Here is a 22,602-nt window from a genome sequence, read left to right on the forward strand (position 1 = left end):
TACGATGCCTCACTTTATTAAAAACCTTCAGACTGTAGACGGTTTGATTTCTAATTTATATGGAAATATTTCCATCGAAGAAATGACCAAATTGATTACTTTTCATTTAGAACAACAAGGGTATAAAGTATCAGACCAGGGGTTTGGAAATTTAATCCTGGAAAAGGGAAGCAGAATACAGCGACTTTTACTTGGGGCATTTGTTACCTATTATAAGTTTAGTATAACCATGAGCCCGACCCCTGAAGGCGATCTCATGGTCAATATTTTTCAGCAAACGAGTGGATTTTCGGGCGGTTTAATTGGAATGAATCAGGTAAAAACTGAACTGGCGAGGCTAAGTTTTGGCTTTGCCAATATTTAATGCCAAGCTTAATCAATTACTTTACTGAATAAATTAACTATTTAAAGCATAACTTCTGGGGTTATAGCAGAAGGTATTTATTTAAATTACGTTGCAATTAAAGCAATATCAAAACCATTTAATATGTTAAGGCAAATTCTATTTTTTACGCTATTATATCCCTTTGCCTTATTTGCCCAGGTTAAAGTTGATTTAAATGTTCATGTTCCAAAGAAAATAACAGATAGTTTATTTATTGCAGGAAATTTCAACGACTGGAATCCGCGAAATACTAATTACAGCTTGATAAAAAAAGATAGTCTCGCTTATTTTATTTCACTTAATTTACCTAAAGGAAATTTTGAGTTTAAAATTACCAGAGGTAGTTGGGATAAAGCAGAATCGAAAAGTGATGGCAAACCTACCCCCAACAGAACGGTAAATTTAAATGTCGATACTGTAATGAATATCAATGTTGTAGACTGGACCGATAATTTTAAGCAGCTTAAAGAAGAATATCAATACGGCGACCACATTCATGTTGTAGATTCTGAATTGTTTATACCTCAATTAAATAAAAATCGGAAGATTTGGATTTATTTACCTAAAAGCTATAAGGATTCGAGAAAGCAATATCCAGTGATTTACATGCATGATGGTCAGAATTTATTTCACAGCAACCCTCCACGTTCAAATGAATGGGCTGTTGATACAGTAATGGATAGTTTGATTAGAACTGGTGCAAAGGAAATGATCATTGTTGCTGTAGACCATGGCGGAAAAAACCGCTTGATAGAATATAACCCATACGATAGCCAGTTCGGGAAAGGCGAGGGAAAAGCATATGTTTCGTTTTTAGTTGAAACACTTAAACCTTTTATAGATTCGAAATATAGAACATTAAAGGATGCAAAAAATACATCCATAGTCGGAAGTTCGATGGGTGGATTAATTTCGATGTATGCCATTGCTAATTACCCGAAAGTATTTGGTTCGGCGGGAGTTTTTAGTCCGGCTTTTTGGGTGGCGCCTAAAATTTACGATGATATTGCTCTTAATTTAGCAGGCATGATTGATAGCAAAGTGTATTTTGTTGCAGGCGATAAAGAAAGTACAGATATGGTTCCAGACATGAAGAAAGCTTATGTCATTTTGAATCCGAACGGTAAGAAGAAAAATGTAGTTTTTGTTGAAAAAGAAGACGGAAAACATTCGGGATGGTTTTGGCATCGGGAGTTTGTACCTTTTTATCAGTTTATAGCTCGATAAATACCCTAACTCCTCATTGCGAAGCCGATTTTTCATTGGCTGTGGCCATCTGATTAGTAGCTTTTTTGTCTTAGCCAGACAGCCTTGTCCTTTTTACGTGGTAAAAAAGTAGCCAAAAACCGAGCCTTCTGCGAGCTCATGAACACAGTTAAAAATAAATAGACACCAATGAATAATCAAGGCTAAGAAGCTTTATTGAAAATCCTCAATAAATTTTCAGGTGGTTCGTTCCAAGAATTACAGTAGCTGACTTATCTAAACCCGATTGCAGTGAAATACTTTTCATCGCAGAAACTGTGCATATGCTGTCGTGCTGAGGCACGAAGCATCCGCAACCGATGAAACAGATTCTTCGTTTTTCAAAATGACAGAAGGTTAAAAAAATTTACAACAAAAAAATGGTATTGCTATCCGGAAATAACATCAATTGCTTCCAAAAACCAATATTGATTTAAAATTAAGAACTGGTTAAACTTGAATAACTATCGTAACATTAACGGCCAAAACCCTTTATTTATTTAAAAAATATACTAACTTTGATGTTACGCTTAGTAATTGTACTTTATACACTAAGCAGGTTAAAAAATCAACAAAAAATCAAATAGAAATGAGCATAATTGTTAATGTCCATGCCAGACAAATTCTCGATTCGAGAGGCAATCCAACAGTAGAAGTTGAAGTCGTTACAGAAGCAGGCGCTTTTGGCCGTGCAGCTGTACCAAGCGGTGCATCTACCGGGCAATATGAGGCTGTTGAGTTACGTGACGGAGATAAATCTACATATTTAGGTAAAGGTGTTTTAAAAGCTGTTGAAAATGTAAATACTAAAATTGCGGATGCATTACGTGGCATTGATGTTTTTGAGCAAAATGCTATCGATAAATTAATGCTGGAGCTTGATGGTACTGAAAACAAAGGTAACTTAGGTGCTAATGCAATTTTAGGTGTTTCTCTGGCGGTTGCTAAAGCTGCTGCTGATGAAATCGGCCAACCTTTATACCGTTACATTGGCGGCGTTAATGCAAACACTTTGCCAATTCCGATGATGAACATCATTAACGGTGGTTCTCACTCTGATGCGCCTATCGCGTTCCAGGAGTTTATGATTATGCCGGTTGGCGCACCATCTTTCTCTGAGGCTTTACGTTGGGGAACTGAGGTTTTCCATAGCTTGAAAAAAATACTTCACGACAGGGGTTTATCTACCGCTGTAGGCGACGAAGGTGGTTTCGCTCCAACTTTTGACGGCACGGAAGATGCAATTGAAACGGTATTGAAAGCAATTGAAACGGCCGGTTATAAACCAGGCACTCAAATTTGCCTGGCGTTAGATTGTGCATCATCTGAGTTTTACAAAGATGGTAAATACGACTACACTAAATTTGAAGGCGCAACAGGTGTTATCCGTTCAAGCGAAGAACAAGCACAATATTTAGCTGACCTTTCTGCAAAATATCCAATTATCTCTATTGAAGATGGTATGGATGAAAACGATTGGACCGGCTGGAAAAGCTTAACTGATAAAATTGGCGGCCATGTTCAATTGGTTGGTGATGATTTATTTGTAACGAACGTTACGCGTTTACAACGTGGTATCGACGAAGATACAGCAAACTCAATCCTGGTAAAAGTTAACCAAATCGGTTCTTTAACGGAAACCATCAATGCGGTTACTTTAGCACAGAACAGTGGTTATACCTCGGTAATGAGTCACCGTTCAGGCGAAACTGAAGATGTTACCATTGCTGATTTAGCTGTTGCATTAAACTGCGGACAAATTAAAACAGGTTCAGCATCACGTTCTGACAGGATTGCAAAATACAATCAGTTATTACGTATTGAAGAAGAGTTAGGTGAAAACGCCCGTTTCATCGGTTCGAAATTCAAATACGCTAAGAAATAAATAGTTGTCATTCTGAGCTTGTCGAAGAACTTTCTGATAGATGTTTCGACAGGCTCAACATGACAAATAGATTTTATGTTAACAAGTTGAAAAATTGATTTGCAGAACATCCGGAGATTTTAAATCTTCGGATGTTTTATTTTACATTATATTTGTCTCTACAAACCTGTAAGGTTTATAAAAAGCATTATGAAACGTTTGATAGACCTTTTCCGCAACAAATATTTCCTCGCAACAGCTGCTTTTGCCGTGTGGATGCTGTTTTTCGATAAAAACGATATGATGTCGCAATACGAATACCGTAGTCAGGCCAATAAATTACAAGAGGAAAAGGAATATTTTGAAAAAGAAACCGCCCAGGTTAAAAAGGATTTAAACGAGCTGAATACCAACTTAAATACCGCAGAGAAATTCGCCCGGGAAAAATATTTCATGAAGAAAGATAACGAAGATGTTTTTGTTATTATTCATGAAGAGAAAAAAGACTAACCAGGATTTTAGAACAGAATTTCAGGACTTTAAGGATTTAAGGATAAGGCAGGATTTAGTTACTATAATAGTATTTCAAATTTTGTATTAATATTCGAATTTTGGCAACGAAAGCTTGAATTTAACTGCAACAATTCTAAATATAAAAATAAAGGCGACCACAGCAAGTTTAGCAATTACGCTCTCTACATTAATTAGAATTAGCAAATAATACAGCAAGCCACCCAAAATACAAGCCGATGCATATATTTCTCGCCTGAATACCAGCGGAATTGTATTTAACAAAGTATCTCTGATAATACCTCCAAAACAGCCTGTAATGGTGCCAAGGGCAATACAAATACCAGGATTTAAGCCGAAAGCAATTCCTTTAAGTAAACCAACCATGGTAAAGAGTCCTAAACCTAAACTATCGAATAAAAACAGCGTAATTTTCATTTTCTGCACATGAGTTTTAAAAAACATGGTTATCAGCGCGGTAAATAATATTACTAAACAAGTTTGCATATCTCGCATCCAGGCAACAGGCGTATCGCCAATTAGCAAATCTCTGACAGTACCGCCACCAATTGCAGTTACAAAAGCAATAATTAGTACGCCAAATGGGTCGAGTTTACGTTGCATTGCAGTAAAAGTACCTGAAATGGCAAAGGCAATGGTTCCCAAAACCTCAATAACTTCTGATGTAGAAATATTATAATTCCCCATTTCGTTTACGCAAAAACCATTCTATACTTAATAAAACCAATATCAACCCGAACAGCCATTTTATATTAATGAGTTCATTGTACTTACGGTCTTCGTAGCTGATGGTTTTAATGTTCTCATTTTTTAGGATTTCATCAGCAATTTTTAATAAATCGGCCGGCATGAAAAGCTTTCCCTTGCTTTGCTTGGAAATCGTATTTAGTAACTGATGATTGGCCGTAGTTTGCTGATATTCGGCAATTAAAGCATTCACATAAAAAAGACCCGCAGCGGCAAATTTTTGTCCGCCTAACGAAGTATTAGCCGTATAAGAATAATTTCCTGCGGGCATTGCCCCGGCATCGAGCTGATAAGCATTTTCCGTTCTGGAGAAAACATAATTGAAAACCTTGCCGGCTTCATTTTTAACCTGCAAGTTCACTTCCGATTCATTTACCGGCTGATAACTTTCGTTGTAAAGCGTGCCGTTGAATTGGACAGATTCATTTTCATCATAAGCAGATCTAGATGTAAAAACCTTAAATCTTCGCTTATCATCCTTTACAGAAAGGTATTGAACGGTTTTGGAAATCAAATCGTTCAAGCTTGATGGTTCGCTTTCATTTTCAGCGGCCGATAACTTCCAACGCCATAAACCCTCTCCCATTAAATAACCCGCTTTTAAGCCATTTTCATTCGTAAAAAACAACAATGGTTGTTGTGTAACTACTTTTCCGATACGCTGATTGAAAATTGGCGTAGCACCGGCATTTACCGTTAACCTACCGAATGGCATTAGCAATGGGTCGAAAGTGGAAAATTGTTTTTTGTCTTCTTCAGATAAGTTAAAACTTGTAAAACCATTGGAAAAATCGGGATAAACTTCCTGAAGGGAACCATTTGCAGCACTCAAATTAACCTGATTCTGAATTCGGTTAAAGGCATTCAAGTTACTTTGTGCACCCAAAATATACCAGATGGGTTTCTTTAAACCCGTTACTTTCTGTAAAAAAGAAGTTGAGATGTTTTGAGCATCAGGTAACTGGTACAACACAATTAAATCAAATTTAGATGGGTCGGTCGAGCTTAAGTCATCAGCGAGAACAAGTTTAGCCTCATAATGCTTGTTAAGTGAAATTGCCTCTTTTAAAACAGCCAAATCGGGATGCGGGGCCGCTGCAGCTAACAATACTTTTTGCCTGCCGTCAATTACCTCAATATAAAAAGTTTGTGAATTATTTTTGGTGGTCATTTCGTTTGGCAGCGTGCCTAACTGAACGGTATATTTCTGCATGCCAATTTTACCGGCATGCAGTTTCACAGGAATGGTTTTCACAAAGGAATTTCCGGCAATAGTAATATTTTGTTGTTCAACTTTTGCTCCATTCTGACTAACTGTTAAAGCCGTATTTTCGCTTTCACTTTGAAAGGCCTGAACCTGCACTTCAATGGTAAAATCATCGTCCAGATAGACGATGTTATTATAGTTGATGTTAGAAATTAAAACGTCCCGTTTGGGAATGCCGTCGCCCAAAGCAATAGTATAAATCGGCGCATTTATTTGGTTGATGATGTACAAAGGATTTCCACCGTGATTAAAAATACCATCCGTTGCCAAAATAACTGCTCCAACATTTCTATTGGCATATTCATCTTTAATCTTTTGAAAAAAAGCACTGGCATCTGTTAACTTTCCCTGGTTTTTGAAATCAAATCCATCGGCTACGGAGTCGCCAAAATTGTAGGTTTTTACTTCATACTTATCTGATAACTTATCTTTTAAGACCTTAAGATGTTGTTCGTATAATTTTTGGTCGAAGCCAGCTGCTTTAACCTGACCAACAGATAGAGAATTATCTTGCCCTATGATGATAACCGGCCTGTCAAAGGTGTAATTAAGGGTTTTGATTAATGGTGCAAAAATAAGCCAGGCGATAGCTGTTACTGCAATAATCCTAAGTGCCGTTAAGCCATATTGTAATTTTTTATCGAGATTTTTGTTACCCCGATACAGCAACCATGCATATAAAACACCCAAAGCAAGGCAACCCAGAAAATACAAAATAGAAGTACCGGCAAAAAAGCTGTTCATATTTTATAAAGATGCTAATTTTGTTATTAACCGCAAAGGAAGCCAAGAATTTACGTAAAGAAAGGTACATCAAGCTTTTTACCACAGAGGGCACAAAGGAATACACAGAGATATACTCACCAATTTAACTTGGCGTTCTCGTGCTTTTGTGATTGCAAAAATATCTATGTAGGCCGTGGTGAAATCAATAATTTCTTAGCTTTAACCAAAGCAAATTTGCTGTTAACCGCAAAAACCACAAATTATTTACCACAAAGGGCACAAAGATATACACAGAGTATCACAGAGAAAAGTGCAAAGCCTAACTTAGTGCTCTCTGTGCATAGCACAAATTTAAAATCTCCGTGTTCTCTGTGGTTAAATAACTAGCTTTAACTAAAGTAAATTTTATGAAATTAATCTGTTTAACGTTTTTATTATCACTCAGCATAATGGCGAATTCACAAAATAATTTCAAGGCGACTCAAATCAAATTTGAAAGAGTAGAAAAAGCTTATAATGAAAAATGGGAAACTTTACAAAAATTTATCAAGGCAGCTGGCTATAGTACTGATTTTTCAATGCTGATAAATGCTTATAAAGCAGAGGGAAAATTAGAAATTTGGTTAAAAGATAAATCAGACAAGACTTATTCGCTATTCAGAACCTACGATTTTTGTGCGCACTCGGGTACATTAGGTCCGAAAGTGATAGAGGGCGACGGACAAACACCCGAAGGATTTTATTACATCAATGTATTCAATCCGATGAGTAGTTTCCATTTATCGCTCGGTGTAAATTATCCAAATTCAGTTGATTCTGTCAGAACCGGAAAAGACAGAAAAACTGGTGGCGACATTTACATCCACGGCAATTGTGTAACGGTTGGCTGTATTCCTTTAACCGATGAAAAAATTAAAGAAGTATACATCTTAGGTGTCGAAGCCAGAAATTCTGGTCAGGAAAAAATTCCTGTTAACATTTATCCGTTCAAAATGACGGATGGGAATATGAGAAAATATGCTGTTCAATTTCCAGCGCAAACCAGTTTTTGGAAAACTTTACAGCCAGGTTATTTGGCTTTTGAAAAAAATCAGCGCGCTGTGGATGTTAAAGAAGTTAAGGGGAAATATGTCGTAAAATAGTTAAAATGTTAAAGGTTGGAACGTTGCAAGTTCTGAATCCAAAACCTTTCAACCTTCCAACCGTCAATTTTTCAACCCGCTTCTATAGCATTCCGCCGCAAACCGATAAAGTTTGTCCGGTTACATAGGCACTCATATCTGAAGCTAAGAAAACACAAACATTTGCTATATCTTCCGTTTCGCCAGCACGTTTAAGTGGAATATCTTTCTCCCAACCTGCAACAACTGCGGGGTCTAAAACCTCTGTCATTTCGGTACGGATAAAACCCGGAGCAACGACGTTAGCACGGATATTTCTTGAACCCAGTTCTTTAGCAACAGATTTTGTGAAACCAATGATACCAGCTTTTGATGCAGCATAATTCGCTTGCCCGGCGTTACCCGTAACCCCAACTACAGAACTCATATTAATGAAAACACCTTTGCGGGCTTTCATCATAATTTTCGATGCTGCTTTGGTTACGTTGAATATAGACTTTAAGTTGATGTTAATTACATCATCCCAGTTCTCTTCACTCATGCGCATAAGCAAACCATCTTTGGTTATTCCAGCGTTATTTACCACAATATCGATGGTTCCAAATTCGGCAACCACATCATTGATTAATTGCTCTGCCTGGTCGAATTTTGATGCATCAGAACGGTAACCTTTAACTTTTGTTCCGAAGCTTTGCAATTCCTGTTCCAACGCCTCGCCTTTTTCTACTGATGATAAGTATGTGAATGCAACGTTAGCACCTTGCTCAGCAAATTTTTCAGCTATTTTACGACCAATACCTTTCGATGCGCCTGTAATTAATGCTGTTTTTCCTTCTAATAATTTCATTATGAAATGTTGTAAAGTTGAAATATTTTTAATGTTGTAAAGTTATAATTTAAAGCAATATAAGATTATGCTTTTTTCTGACTAAGCTGAAAAACGTTCCCTTCAATATCTTCTCCATCGCAAAAAAGGAAATCTATATTTTCAAAAGACTTAACGCTTTCCATTTTAACCCCTTTTTCTATTAACTTTTTGCGGCAATCTTCAATATCTTTATCAATACTAAAAACTAATTTAGTATTACTTTCTGCTTTAAAAGGAATTTCTTTTCTGAATGATTCTCCTATTTTATGAAATGCAATTTCCAACGACCCTGAATTGAAAACTAACCATTCTCCTTCTATTTCCTCGATTAACGGAAAATTAAATATGGATTGATAAAAAGCCTTTAATCCATCAATATCATTACCAAATAAAATTATTCTGCTCAATATCATAGTGATTTACTTTTCCGCAGGTTCCTGCTGGCTCAAACAGTGAAAACTGCCCAGCCCCCAGATAATATCAACTGAATTAATACCGATAACCTTTCTATCCGGGAAACAACCCTGAATAATATCCAAAGCTTTCTGATCGTTTATATCATTAAAAACCGGCACAATTACGGCAGCGTTAGCGATGTAAAAGTTTGCATAAGATGCCGGTAAACGCGTATCATCATAAATAACCGGCGATGGCATTGGCAACTCAATAATATTTAACGGGCGACCGTCCTTCAATTTCATTGCTTTCAGGGCCTCTAAATTCTCTTGCAATAAAACATAGTTTTCATCCAACGGGTTGCTCTCTACAACCGTTAAAACGGTATCTTCATTCACGAAACGCGTGATGTCGTCGATGTGACCGTCCGTATCATCGCCTACTATTCCGTCACCCAGCCATAAAACCTGTTCCTGACCATAATATTCAAGTAAGTATTTTTCAATCTGTTCTTTGGTTAAATGCGGATTACGATTTTCGTTTAATAAGCAAGCTGTTGTGGTTAAAATCGTTCCGGCGCCGTTAAATTCCACCGAACCGCCTTCCATCACAATATCAGGTGTAAATAACGGCAACTTGAAATGTTTAGCAATTTTGGTTGGCACCACGTCGTCCAAATCAAACGGCGGGTATTTCCCACCCCAGGCGTTGTAACCCCAATCTACTACGGCTTTCTCATTTCCTTTCAACACAAACGCCGGACCATGGTCACGGCACCAGGCATCGTTCGTTTCATTGAAATAAAATTCAACCTGGCTTAAGTCGGCATCAACTTTGGTTAATTCAGAAACAGCAAAAGCTTTCATTTCTTCATTTTTAATATTGATTCGCACTTTTTCGCCTTCGGCCACGGCTTTGATAAATTGGCAATATGGCTTATAAATGGTTTCGATTTTTCCTGGCCAGCTTGCCTCTTTGTATGGCCAGCTTAACCAGGTTGCTTCGTGTCTGGCCCATTCAGCAGGGAAAGCATATCCCTGTTGCTTTGGAGAATAATCGAATTGATTGATATTTAATGTTGGTTTTGGAGGAAGTTGTGACATATTTTTTTAATCCGAATTCGGATGTCTAAGGTTCATGTTTATTAATTAGTCCGAAAGTCAGGGGTCCGAGGTCGGAAGATATTATTTGCTAAAAGTCCGAAGTCAAATGTCAGAAGTCGGAAGATATTATATTTCATGAGTTCTTTTTATTCCAAAGATTTGATTAAAGCAGAAATCATTATCAAGATTTCTTCGCAGGATTGGTAGTGTTTCTTAAAAATCTCCTCAGTAATATATCCACGCCTATTGCCAAATGCAAACAATTTACAACCTCAATATCTGACCTCAACGAATAGCGTAAAAACTTCTTGAACTCCGGGTTACTTTGCCCAGTACTTCCTTCAGCAATATTCATCGAGATGGAGTCAGCAGCACGTTTTACCTGAGATGTCAAAACATAAACTTCTTCTTTCGGAAAAGTTTTAGTCATTTTATCAATCTCATCTGCCAGGTCTAATGCCTTTTGCCAGACTTTTAATTTTTCAAATTTGAATGCCATGTTAAAAAAGTCCGAATTTGGGCGTCCGAAGTCAGGTGTCCGAAGTCGAAAGATATAAATTTATTAACATCAAATTACAAAATCTTAATCTTCAAACCAAGTTTAACTATTTGGTATTTGCACTCAGACTTCTGACCCCGGTCTTCGGACGAATAACTAATCCCCATCAATATACCTTTTCGTAATCGGCTGATAAGAATCAATTCTTCTATCCCTTAAAAATGGCCAGTGTTTACGCATAAAGTCGCTTTGGCTTAAATCTAACTCCACAACTTCCGTTTCTTCCTTATCGTGCGAGGCCAGATAAAGCAGTTTACCCTGTGCATTTGTTGCGAAACTGCCACCCCAGAACTTCATGGCGCCATCTTGCTCAAATCCTACACGGTTTACACTAACTACCGGAACGCCGTTTGCAACCGAATGCGAACGTTGGATGGTTTGCCAGGCATTGTACTGGTCCTGATTGGTTTCTTCATCCTGATCAGTTGCCCAGCCAATTGCTGTTGGATAAAACATAATATCAGCGCCCATTAAAGCGGTAATTCTGGAAGCTTCAGGATACCACTGATCCCAACAAATTAAGATGCCGATTTTAGCGAACTTCGTTTCAAAAACTTTGTAACCTAAATCGCCCGGCGTGAAATAAAATTTTTCGTAAAACGCCGGATCATCAGGAATATGCATTTTACGATATTTACCTAAATAAGAACCATCGGCATCTAGCACAGCTGTGGTATTATGGTATAAACCTTCCGCACGTTTCTCAAATAAAGAAGCAATAATTACCACGTTTAACTCTTTAGCCACAACCTGTAAAGCATCTGTAGATGGACCCGGAATCGCTTCCGCTAAATCGAAATTGTCATAATCTTCAACGTCGCAGAAATATAAAGAGGTAAAAAGCTCCTGCAAACACACTATCTGTGCGCCTTTTGCCGCCGCTTCTCTCACTTTCCCTATCGCTTTATCTAAATTTTCCTGCTTATCTTTAGTACAGGTCATTTGTACTAAGCCAACTTTTACTTTCTTCATGTTTTTCAAAATTATTGAATGATAGAAGGAATGAATGAGCTTGTGATTTTATCTATGCTCACATTCACGCATTCAAAATTATGGCGCAAAGTTACTATTTTGTTTAAAAGTAGAACGGCATAATTGTGTAATAGTTTTTTGAAAAGCAGCGATTGTAATTTGGGGTAATAAAATTTTATTCTGTACCTAAAAGTACACCAGACACATTCCATGCGCTGGAACTTAAACCTTGTGGTGGCCCCATTGGAATGGTTACTTTTATGGTATGTGTACCGGCTTTTAAATCGCCTAAGGAAATTATATTTGGATTGGTTACCGTTCCGGGACACCAGTTCGAACGACTTAAATCGGAAGAGGAAAGTCCCGTTTCAAAATTACCCGATGCAGGGTTTGATAAGCGGTAAGAACCACAATCCTGTCGCCACGGTATAAAAGCAAAGGCCTCTTTTCCGTCCAGCCAGATGGTATTTTTCCGAGGTACAAATTCATCCCCACTACCCCAACCACCATGACCGGTAGTGATGTAACGTAATTTTGCATCTTTAACATCCTTTTCTAAAGTGAAAGAAACTTCCAGACCCCTATCGCTGCTAAACATGGTGGCATATTCCTGTCCGGCCATTTCTAATACATTGGTCGAATTAAACAAAGGCATAATTATATTTTTCTCAGCCTTTTCCCTGCCACTATTGTGAAGGGTAATGTTTAATGAAACCTTATGTCCGCCTTTATCATAATTGCCAATAAAAACGGCTATCCAAACTTCTTTTCCATTAACTAAAGGAAATAATTCTGAAATATCTTGCCTGTAGTAGACCTTATCTGCCCAGTTTTTATCTTTCAACTTTAAGTTATTGTATTTGCCCACACCGAAGGGTGTAAAAAACCGCATCAGTTCGATAACCGGATTGTAAGTTGCCGTAGCCACAACACCCTGGTAGGTTTTTCCATTTCCATTGTTATAAACCGGCAAAACCTTTACTGAATTTTTCAAGGCATCCATTAAGCCAACCGATTTATCCGTTGGAATTACAAAAACAGAACCTGTTCTGTCATAAGCATCACCGTTTGATTGCTCTGTTAAATCGACAAAAATAGCTGGATTGGTCAGCAATTCCGGAAATTTAACTTTCCTGGCAATGACCGTTCCGCCGGCAAACCTGAAAACAGAATCAGACAGCGGTTTATCTGTAAAGTTGATGGTTTCATTATTGAAAACGTTGAGTGTGGTAAACCTGCTTTTCCAAAGCAAATCTTTGTACGATAATCCGTCTGTTAGTTTTAATGTACTTAAATCAATCGGCTCATTGTTTTTAACTTCTTCAATTTTTGTTGCTGTTAGATAACTATTTCCGTTTCGAACCTGCTCTAATACCAAACCCAGACTTTGCCCCAGAACCGTTGGTGCAGCTTTAATTCCGACATCAGCCGTGTACCACAATTCTATTGTATTCGAGTCGACTATCGTTTTTGCCTTTTTACAGGTGTAGCCTAAAATCACTTTGGTTTCGTTACTGAATTCGAAAACCTGTTTAGCGATTGTAGCGCTATCTGCTGTAGAAATTTGATTGCTTTTACCCAAATCGGCAACCTGAAATAATATATTTTCTGGCTTGACGATAATACTTTGCTCGAAAGGATATTTAGCTTTATTGGCCAATACACTTTCCATACTTAATAGATTTTGTTTTGCGCCGGCGATAACGACTATAGGATTTCTATCTTCTTTCGGCTTCTCATCTGCAGAGCGCCAATAAACTATTTTGTAGGTTGAATTTGTTTTTAAAGCTTGTTGCGCCTGGGCAAAAACCACGGTAAATACTGAGAAAATAAGGATATAAAGTTGCTTCATAAAATCGAAAACTCAAATATAAAACTATCTCTCCAACCTATCTTCAACAAAAGCAAAAGGCAATAAACTCTTTACACTCGGCACTTTCAAAACCTCGCCATTTAAGCAATAAAATATGACTTCAATTGGTGCCGACTGTTTACGTTCAAACTCGGCCATAACCTGCAGGCATCCCCCGCAAGACGTAACCGGTTTTAAAATTTCGAAGTTATCGGTTTGCGCCGTGATGGCCATACTTTCGATAACCGCATTCGGGTAAGCAGCGCCGATTGAAAACAGCGCAACACGTTCGGCACATAAACCTGAAGGGTAGGCCAGGTTTTCCTGATTGCTCCCGAGAATTATTTCTCCCGAGGCTAAGCGAATGGCTGTTCCAACCCTGAATTTGGAATAAGGAGAATAAGAACTGGCCAGGGCTTGTTCAGAAAGTTCGCACAATAATCTGTCGTTTTCGTTCAACTCCTCTACACCTTTATACTGTTCAAAAATTATATTTAGATTTATTAAGTTCATTTTAAAAGAATTACAAAACGCTAATGTTAAATTTTTTAGCGGGGCGAACAATTTAGGTTATTTTTTGTATTAATTATAAAGATTGCCTTAAAATTAATTTTAATGGCACGCTTTTGCATTTTATAAAATCACCAAACACAATTCGTTTTGAATAAATACGTACGTAAAAGTCTTAAAGTTTTACTCTGGGTAATTGCCTCAATCATCATACTTGTTGTAGCTTTGGCACTATCGTTAAACATTCCCGCAGTGCAAAACTTTGTTAAAGGTAAAGCCATTAATTACCTGAAAAACAAAACTAAAACGGAAGTAAGCCTTGAAAGCATCAAAATTGCACTCCCTAAAGATGTGGTTTTAAATAAGTTTTACATCGAAGACCGAAAAGGCGACACCTTATTATATGCTGAAAAATTAGCGGTCGACATCAGCCTGTTTAAACTTTTAAAAAACACAGTTGAAATAAATAACATTGAACTGAAAAATATACGTGCAAATGTTAAACGCATAAATCCGGATACCACTTTCAATTTTTCTTTCCTCGTGGATGCTTTTATGAGCGACCAGAAGAAACCTGAAGAAAAAGTTGATAAAGACACTACTTCTACACTTAAATTTTCGGTTGATAAGGTTTCATTTGAAGACATCGGTATTACCTATCGAGATGACGTTGCAGGGAATGATGTTAAACTTTATTTAGGTGCGTTTAAAACTAAATTGAAAACATTTGATTTAGCCAATCAACACTATGTAATCCGCGACCTGACTTTAAACAACACTTCACTAAAATACCTTCAACAAAAACCATTAACCCAATTGGTTCAACACCTGACCAATAGTATAGACAGTAGTCAGAAGGAAGCTTGGAAATTACCTTTAATTGAAGTGGAAAATTTTGCTTTCAGCAATGTAAAAGTGAATTACGATGATCAGGTTTCGACAACAAAAGCGGTAGCTGATGTAAATGAATTGGGTCTGGTTAACCTCAAGGTAGATTTGACCAATAGTAAATATACGGTTGATGATGCAAAACTGAACAAATCAAATATCCTCTTTGCTTTTAAACCTGCTCCGAGTAACGATTTAAAGAAAGTAAAGGATACGGTTGTTCCCCAAAAATCGACTTTAGGATTAATCATTAAAAACATCAGCCTGGCCGATAACAATGTACAGTTCGATAATTTGGGTGCAAAAGCGGCTCCGAAAGGCATGGATTTTAATCACCTAAAAATCTCCGGCTTAACGTTCGGTGCAGGTGATGTCAGTTATGGTGCCGAAGGTATAAAGGCCAACGTTAAAAATGGCTCGTTAAAGGAGAAAAGTGGTTTTGCCTTAAATGAATTAAGAGGGAATGCCGTTTATAACGATAAGCAAATTAAGCTGACCAACTTCGTTTTAAAAACGCCTAACACAAGCATCGAAAATGCTACAGAACTGAATTTTACTTCGATGGATGATTTGACTAAGCATCCTGAAAAAGTTAAACTGGCATTAAATTTCAAGAATACTACTATAGGTTTAAAAGATGCAGGCTATTTTAGCGACGCCATTCCGGCGAATTACCGAAATGAAAAAATTAAGTTGAATGCTGATGTTTACGGCTACCTAAACAATTTAAATATTCCACGTCTGCAAATCAGCGGGTTAAAAAACACCCAAATTGACATCAGCGGTACCGCAAAAGGTTTACCCGATATTAATAAAACTTTTCTCGATTTAAACATTAAAAAGCTTTATGTAACCAAAGCTGACATCCTGGTCGCCGTTCCCAAAAAATCGTTACCACCAAGCATTGAATTGCCTAATGTAATTAACGCAAAAGGAAAATTCACAGGTTCGCTTACAGATTTCAACACCAATATGAATATCCAGACAGATATGGGTGGCGCTATCTTAACCGCATCAATGAAAGGACCTAAAGGCAGGGAAAGTTATAAAGCAAACATTAATCTGAATAATTTTAACGTAGGCCGCTTATTAAAAATGCAGCCGAAATTAGGCCGTGTTTCGGTTAAGGCTGATGTCGCAGGCACTGGCCTTGATCCTAAAAAAATCAATGCAAAGTTTAACGCAAAAGTTTTAAGTGCGTATTATAACAAATATACTTACCGCAATTTAAGCCTTGCAGGAAATTATAGTAATCAGAACATAATTATTAAAAGCAGCATGCCGGATAGCAACGCAAACTTTGCGCTGGATGCTAAAGTGAATATGGCGGGCAAATATCCGGCGGTAAAGGCGAATCTGAACTTAAAACAAGTTGACCTGCAGGCTTTGAATTTCAGTCCGACGGTTTTAAGCGCCGCAGGTGTGGTTAAAGTAGATCTAGCAACGGCTGATGCTGATTATTTAAATGGTTCGGTCGATATTACAGGATTACAGCTTGTAAAAGATGCACAAAGAATTAATGTCGATACCATATCCTTAAATGCAAAAACAACGGAAACTTCAAATGAATTAACATTGAAATCAGAAATACTTTCAGCAAAAGTTGACGGTAAATATCAGCTTACGAAAGTAAGCAACGCCATTATTAATGAAATCAATAAATATTATGCGTTTGGTGAAGTAACTAAAATTCCGGATCAACGCTTACGGTTTTTTGTAAAGGTTTATGATTCAAAATTATTAAAGCAATTTGTACCGGAACTAACTGTTTTTAAAACTTCGCAGTTTTACGGATTAATTGATACAGAAAAGGACAGTCTGCAAATTAAAGGCAATTTTCCACAAGTAGTTTATGGCGATTTTAAAGTTGATACCACTGTTTTAAACATTAATAACGACAACAATAAACTGGCTTATTCTTTAACTGTTAAAGGCTTACAAAGTCCGTCAGTGTCGCTTTTCAATACAGAAGTGAGTGGAGATGCTGCAAATAATAATTTGGGTGTGAACATTTTCCTTCGCGACAGGCAACTTAAAAACAAATATGTAATCGGCGGAACTTTCCAGTCGATAAACAAAGATTTTAAATTCAGTTTAGATCCGCAAAAATTGTTGCTCGACTATCAGAAATGGGTGGTTTCGCAAGACAATTATATTCAGTTCGGCGCTTCTGGCATTTTGGTTAACCAATTCGAAATCAGCAATAGCGGGCAGTCTTTATCAATAAACAGTAACCCAACCCAACCGAATGCACCCTTAAATGTAGCGTTTAAAGATTTTCAATTAGAAACTTTAACAAAATTTGCAGAAACCGATACTACATTGGTTGGCGGAAGATTAAACGGAACGGCAAATGTTAAAGATTTAGCATCGACACCAAAATTCGAGGCAAATTTGACGATTGACCAATTACGTTATCAAAAAGATCAACTGGGTACCCTGAGATTAGCTGTAAACAATAATACTCAAAATGCATTCGAAGTTAATGTCGCTTTAACCGGCGTACATGAGCTGAGGGTAAATGGTTTTTACTACACAGCGCCGCAAAGTGCATTAGATTTAACGGTTAATATCGATAAAATTGAGATGAAAAACATCGAGAGTTTATCTCAAGGCCAGCTGAAAAACGGTACTGGAACGTTAACCGGTGCACTTTCAGTTAAAGGTGCTTTAACTGCGCCCAAAATTCTGGGCGATCTGACTTTTAATAACGCCGGTATTAATGTGGCTTATGTGAATTCTTATTTCCGTATGCCTAATGAGAAAATATCCTTTACAAATGAAGGTATTAGTTTTAACAATTTTACCCTGATAGATTCACTGAACCAAAAAGCGACAATTAACGGAAAAATTTTAACAACTGATTTTAAAAATTATCGTTTCGGTCTGGATATCCGGATGAACAATTTCAGGGCGATAAATTCTACTGCTGCCAATAATGAAATGATTTACGGAACGGTGTTCCTGACCAGTAACATTAAAGTTCGTGGTGATTTAAATCAGCCGGATGTAAACATGAGCCTTAAAGTAAATAAAGGAACAAAATTCTTTTTTGCGCTGCCTGCTAACGACCCTTCAATAATCGACCAGGAAGGTATTGTACAATTTATCGATGCCGATGCGCCACCCTTCAACGGTCAGCGGGCCTTAAAAGTAGATAGTGTAAGCAAGTCGCCTATTAAAGGAATAAATCTGGTTGCAAACGTAACCATCGATCCCGAAGCGGAGCTTAATGTAGTTGTCGACCCATCGAATGGCGATGCTTTAAAGGTTCGTGGTGATGCAAATCTAAATGCGACGATGGATCCAAGTGGGAAAATAAGCTTAACAGGCCGTTATGAAATTTCAGATGGTTCCTACAACCTTTCGGTTGGCCCGCTTGGCAAAAAAGAATTCAAACTGGTTAAAGGCAGTACAATTATCTGGACAGGAGAGCCGACTACCGCAAATGTTAATTTGACCGCTTTGTATGAAGTTAATGCAGCACCGATAGATTTAATAAATGATCCGTCTAATGTTCAGGCAAAAACCAAATTACCATTTCAGGTTTATTTAATGATGAAAGGCGAATTGTTAAAACCCATCATTTCATTCAAACTTGATTTACCGGAAAATGAACGAGGTGCTTTAAGTGGAATTGTTTACACCAGATTATTAAATGTTAACCGGGATGAAAGCGAATTAAATAAACAGGTTTTTGCCTTACTTGCATTGAACAGGTTTATTGCTAATAACCCATTCCAAAGTTTAGCCGGCGGCGGAGGTGGTGTATCTACGCTTGCCCGTTCAAGCGTAAGTAAACTGCTGACCGAACAATTAAATAATTTGACTTCAGACTTAATTCAGGGTGTAGATTTAAACTTTGGTGTAAACTCATCAGAAGATTATTCTACCGGTTCATTGCAGCAGAAAACGGATTTAGAAGTCGGCTTATCTAAAAAATTACTCAACGACAGGTTAACGGTTACCGTCGGTAGCTCATTTGCACTCGAAGGTCCTCAGGCACCTGGTGAAAAATCGACAGATATTGCCGGTAATGTTAATGTAGAATATGCCCTATCTGCGGATGGGCGTTATAGGCTGAGGGCATACAGAAGAAACCAGAACGACGTAATTGTTCAGGGGCAAATTATTGAAACGGGATTAGGGTTTACACTGGTTGTTGATTACAATAAGTTTAAAGAGATATTTCAGAAGAAGAGAATTAGAAGAATAAGAAACATTGAAGAGAAAGCACAAAATGAAACAACTAACTAGACCTTTTTTATTAATTATGGCCTGTTTAGTTTGGGCAGGTTGCAGCAGCACGAAATCCTTAAAACCTGGACAGATTCTATATACCGGTGCAGAAGTAAATATCAATCCTGATTCATCGGCAAAAATTGATGATCAAAAACAAGTAAAAACAGATCTGGAATCTAAAACCCGGCCACGCCCCAATAAGTCTATATTAGGCATAAAATATAAGCTTGGCATATATAATCTTGCAGGTGAACCAACAAAACCTAAAGGTTTTAAAAACTGGTTAAGAAGACAGGGTGAACCGCCTGTGCTTTTAAGTGAAGTTAAACTTAAATATAATAATGATGTGTTAACGAGTTATTTAATCAGCGAAGGTTACTTACAAGCTGTGGTTACAGGTGATACGGTTGTTAAAGAAAAAAAAGGTAAGGCAATATATACCGCCAATACCGGCGACAGATATAAAATTAACAAAATTAATTTTCCACCGGATACCGGTGTTTTAACTAAAATTATTAATGCAAATAAAGAAAAAACGCTTTTAAAAACCGGTGATTATTATGACCTCGATGTTTATAAAAACGAACGGATTAGAATTGATAATGACTTAAAAGAAATCGGTTACTTCTATTTCAGTCCGGATTACCTGATTATGCAGGTTGACAGCACAATCGGTAAAAACCTGGTTAATATTTCTGTAAAAGTAAAAGATATTGCACCTGATGCGGCATTAAAGCCTTATTCAATTAAAACCATCAATATTTACCCTAATTATTCCCTGAGGAGAGATGGTGCATTAAGGAAGTTAAAACCATTGCAATACAATGATTTCAACATTTACGATGATAAAAATACTTTTAAACCAAGGCTTTTTGACAGACTGGTATTTTTCCAAAAAGGCGAAGCCTATAATCGTAAAGACCATAACCAGTCGTTAAACCGCATGGTTAATATTGGTGCTTTTCAGGATGTGAGAGCAGAGTTTTTACCGGTAGATAGCTTTAAAAATAACCAGCTCGATTTAAATATTTACCTGACACCGCTCAAAAAAAACTCGCTTACCTTCTCTGTTACCGGAACCAGTAAATCTAATAATTTCGTAGGTTCTGAAGTTAAGGTTACGCAAACAACAAGAAACCTTTTTCGGGGTGCAGAGCAATTGGATGTAAGTGTAAGTGGCGGCTTTGAAACGCAAACCAGGGGAACATCATTAGGAAGAAATTCTCTTTCTTTAACTGCAGAAGGTAAACTAACTTTTCCGAGGTTTATTGTACCCTTTTACAAGCCAAATAGCACCACGGCCTTTATTCCCAAAACAATAGCTTCATTATCCTATCAAATGTTAAGCAGGGGTTCTGAATACACATTGCGAGCCTTTAAAGGTGAGTTTGGTTATAACTTTAAAGAAAACTTATACAAAGAGCATAATTTAAATCCTGTTTCTGTTAGCTATATCTCGACAGGTTTTCCTTCGGATGACGTTAGAGATAGCTTATATGCCGCAAATCCACTATTAAAAGCTACCCTTGAAAATCAGTTCATTATTGGTAGCAGTTATAATTTCACCTATACCAACCAGATGGAAGAGAGCCGAAGAAATAACACTTATTTTTTTGGTGGTATTGAAACCGGGGGAAACGTTTGGGGCTTATTTGCTCCGAAAAATGATGACGGACAAAAATCAATTTTCGGAACACCTTTAACGCAATTCGTAAGACTGGAGGCCGATTTACGAGACTATTATAAAATTAACAGGAACCTGATTTGGGCTAACCGGTTAAATTTAGGATATGGTTATGCCTATGGCAATACCACTTCTTTACCATTTGTACGCCAATTTTTTGCCGGCGGAAGTAATGATATCCGGGCTTTTCCAGCCAGGACATTAGGCCCCGGAACATTTAAAGTTGATGATAACGCGATATTTGCCGATCAGGGTGGAGACGTTAAATTAATGCTTAACTCTGAGCTGAGGTTTAAACTGGTTAGTGTTTTATATGGCGCTTTATTTGCAGATGCCGGAAACGTTTGGCTTAGAAAAGAAGACCCATTAAGGCCAGGTTCCGAATTTAAAGTCAGCAATGTTCTTAATGAGTTGGCGGTCGGTACTGGTGCCGGTTTACGTGTCGACGCTACCATTTTTGTTATTCGTTTAGATGTTGCTTTTCCGGTTCGTAAACCTTATTTACCAGAGGGCCAGCGATGGGTGTTTGACAATATCGCTTTTGGAAACAAAGACTGGCGAAGAGAGAATTTAATTTTTAATATTGGAATAGGCTATCCTTTCTAAATTTTTTATGAAATTAATTAACAAGATTAAAAATTTCTTTATTGCACTTTATCATCTTTTTATTGCCGCAGGAAAAGGTTTTGCTGAAGATAAGGTAACTAAGCTCAGTGCTTCGCTTGCTTACTACACTATTTTTTCATTAACACCGCTTATCATCATTATATTATCGGCAGCAACATTGTTCTTTGGCGACAAAATGAATACCGATACGCGCAATAAGTTTTTTGTTCAGGTTACGGAAATGGTCGGTAAGGACGCAGCAATGCAAATTGAGGGTTTTGTAACACATGCAAATAAGAGCGGACAATCTACCATTGGTTTAATTATCGGTATCGCAACCCTTATTATTGGTTCTACAGCAATTTTTATAGAAATTCAGGACAGTATAAACATGATTTGGAAAGTTAAAGCCATTCCGAAAAAAGGCTGGCTGAAAATGCTGACCAACAGGTTACTTTCCTTTTCTCTGATAGTATCAATGGGCTTCCTTTTATTGGTTTCGCTGGTGATAAACAGTATTGTTGTCGGCCTGGGGGATAAATTAATAAAGCTACTTTCTCAAACAGATATCGATAAGGTGGTTCCCGTTGCCGATGATACGATGGGGCTAATTATTTACATACTAAACAATGTAATAACATTAGCCGCGGTGACGGCCGTGTTTACGGTGATATTTAAGGTCTTGCCTGATGTCATTATTAAATGGAAGTCGGCTCTCATTGGCGCCTTATTTACTGCGGTCCTTTTCAGTTTGGGTAAATACCTGATTGGCATTTATATAGAGAAAGGCAACCCGGGTTCTGCATTCGGTGCGGCCAGTTCAATTATCGTAATTTTGCTTTGGATTTATTATACATCTATAATCCTCTATTTTGGCGCAGAATTTACCCAGGCCTACGCAGAAAAATACGATGGTGGAATTTCGCCAAGTAAATATGCGGTATTTACCAAGATTACCATTGTGGAAAAGAAAGTTGATGTTTTACCGCCGCAACATCCAGAAAACACGGTTGATGCACCGGAAATAAAATCTTAA

General features: G+C 37.5%; 17 protein-coding genes. 8 read left to right on the forward strand and 9 right to left on the reverse strand.

Annotation, left to right across the window (positions count from 1 at the left end; all coding sequences use genetic code 11):
* The first annotated feature begins 4 nt into the window (after window positions 1-4).
* The 4 genes from O0931_RS14965 (at window position 5) to O0931_RS14980 (ending at window position 4,004) form a co-directional block, all read left to right on the forward strand.
* Complete coding sequence (locus O0931_RS14965) at window positions 5-364, forward strand: hypothetical protein (protein ID WP_269416394.1); 360 nt, start codon at window positions 5-7, stop codon at window positions 362-364.
* 123 nt (window positions 365-487) lie between these two features.
* Window positions 488-1,612, forward strand: a complete 1,125-nt coding sequence (locus O0931_RS14970; RefSeq protein WP_269416395.1) for an alpha/beta hydrolase — start codon at window positions 488-490, stop codon at window positions 1,610-1,612.
* Between the two features lie 607 nt (window positions 1,613-2,219).
* A complete protein-coding gene (gene eno, locus O0931_RS14975; protein WP_269416396.1) occupies window positions 2,220-3,515 on the forward strand; it encodes a phosphopyruvate hydratase in 1,296 nt (431 codons plus the stop codon).
* Window positions 3,516-3,704: 189 nt separating this feature from the next.
* The gene (locus tag O0931_RS14980; RefSeq protein ID WP_010599472.1) at window positions 3,705-4,004 is read left to right on the forward strand and encodes an FtsB family cell division protein; all 300 of its coding nucleotides are present in this window, start codon (window positions 3,705-3,707) and stop codon (window positions 4,002-4,004) included.
* Window positions 4,005-4,091: 87 nt separating this feature from the next.
* On the opposite strand, the gene O0931_RS14985 is transcribed toward O0931_RS14980, so the two are convergent.
* Together O0931_RS14985 and O0931_RS14990 are read right to left on the reverse strand one after the other, a co-directional pair.
* The gene (locus tag O0931_RS14985) at window positions 4,092-4,712 is read right to left on the reverse strand and encodes a trimeric intracellular cation channel family protein (RefSeq protein ID WP_269416397.1); all 621 of its coding nucleotides are present in this window, start codon (window positions 4,710-4,712) and stop codon (window positions 4,092-4,094) included.
* On the reverse strand, window positions 4,699-6,783 hold the full coding sequence (locus O0931_RS14990) for a hypothetical protein (protein WP_269416398.1): 2,085 nt from the start codon (window positions 6,781-6,783) through the stop codon (window positions 4,699-4,701). The genes O0931_RS14985 and O0931_RS14990 overlap by 14 nt, the downstream gene beginning before the upstream one ends.
* Before the next feature lie 431 nt (window positions 6,784-7,214).
* Here O0931_RS14990 and O0931_RS14995 point away from each other — a divergent pair, with 431 nt between their 5' ends.
* Window positions 7,215-7,907, forward strand: coding sequence for a L,D-transpeptidase family protein (locus O0931_RS14995; RefSeq protein ID WP_269416399.1), 693 nt, complete (start codon window positions 7,215-7,217; stop codon window positions 7,905-7,907).
* An 82-nt stretch (window positions 7,908-7,989) separates the two neighbouring features.
* Here the strand turns inward: O0931_RS14995 and fabG are convergent, their stop codons facing one another.
* The 7 genes from fabG to O0931_RS15030 all read right to left on the reverse strand — a co-directional run bounded on the left by fabG (window position 7,990) and on the right by O0931_RS15030 (window position 14,149).
* The gene (gene fabG, locus O0931_RS15000) at window positions 7,990-8,733 is read right to left on the reverse strand and encodes a 3-oxoacyl-[acyl-carrier-protein] reductase (protein WP_269416400.1); all 744 of its coding nucleotides are present in this window, start codon (window positions 8,731-8,733) and stop codon (window positions 7,990-7,992) included.
* Window positions 8,734-8,798: 65 nt separating this feature from the next.
* Entirely contained in the window at window positions 8,799-9,161 is a 363-nt protein-coding gene (locus O0931_RS15005) for a VOC family protein (RefSeq protein WP_269416401.1), read from the reverse strand.
* A gap of 12 nt (window positions 9,162-9,173) precedes the next feature.
* Complete coding sequence (locus O0931_RS15010; RefSeq protein WP_269416402.1) at window positions 9,174-10,253, reverse strand: agmatine deiminase family protein; 1,080 nt, start codon at window positions 10,251-10,253, stop codon at window positions 9,174-9,176.
* Window positions 10,254-10,434: 181 nt separating this feature from the next.
* Window positions 10,435-10,752: a four helix bundle protein gene (locus tag O0931_RS15015; RefSeq protein WP_269416403.1), complete on the reverse strand. Its 318-nt coding sequence runs from the start codon at window positions 10,750-10,752 to the stop codon at window positions 10,435-10,437.
* A gap of 156 nt (window positions 10,753-10,908) precedes the next feature.
* The gene (locus O0931_RS15020) at window positions 10,909-11,784 is read right to left on the reverse strand and encodes a carbon-nitrogen hydrolase (RefSeq protein WP_269416404.1); all 876 of its coding nucleotides are present in this window, start codon (window positions 11,782-11,784) and stop codon (window positions 10,909-10,911) included.
* 175 nt (window positions 11,785-11,959) lie between these two features.
* Window positions 11,960-13,636 (reverse strand): PNGase F N-terminal domain-containing protein, encoded by a 1,677-nt coding sequence (locus O0931_RS15025; RefSeq protein WP_269416405.1) that lies wholly within the window; start codon window positions 13,634-13,636, stop codon window positions 11,960-11,962.
* Between the two features lie 24 nt (window positions 13,637-13,660).
* Window positions 13,661-14,149 (reverse strand): cytidine deaminase, encoded by a 489-nt coding sequence (locus tag O0931_RS15030; protein ID WP_269416406.1) that lies wholly within the window; start codon window positions 14,147-14,149, stop codon window positions 13,661-13,663.
* A gap of 147 nt (window positions 14,150-14,296) precedes the next feature.
* On the opposite strand from O0931_RS15030, the gene O0931_RS15035 reads away from it, so the two are divergent.
* From O0931_RS15035 to O0931_RS15045, 3 genes are read left to right on the forward strand one after another with little or no spacing between them, the layout of a single operon-like run.
* A complete protein-coding gene (locus O0931_RS15035) occupies window positions 14,297-19,291 on the forward strand; it encodes a translocation/assembly module TamB domain-containing protein (protein ID WP_269416407.1) in 4,995 nt (1,664 codons plus the stop codon).
* Between the two features lie 16 nt (window positions 19,292-19,307).
* Window positions 19,308-21,566, forward strand: coding sequence for a translocation and assembly module lipoprotein TamL (gene tamL / locus O0931_RS15040; protein WP_269416408.1), 2,259 nt, complete (start codon window positions 19,308-19,310; stop codon window positions 21,564-21,566).
* 7 nt (window positions 21,567-21,573) lie between these two features.
* The gene (locus O0931_RS15045) at window positions 21,574-22,602 is read left to right on the forward strand and encodes a YihY/virulence factor BrkB family protein (protein ID WP_269416409.1); all 1,029 of its coding nucleotides are present in this window, start codon (window positions 21,574-21,576) and stop codon (window positions 22,600-22,602) included.

The organism is Pedobacter rhodius (assembly GCF_027213645.1).
Taxonomy (GTDB): domain Bacteria; phylum Bacteroidota; class Bacteroidia; order Sphingobacteriales; family Sphingobacteriaceae; genus Pedobacter; species Pedobacter rhodius.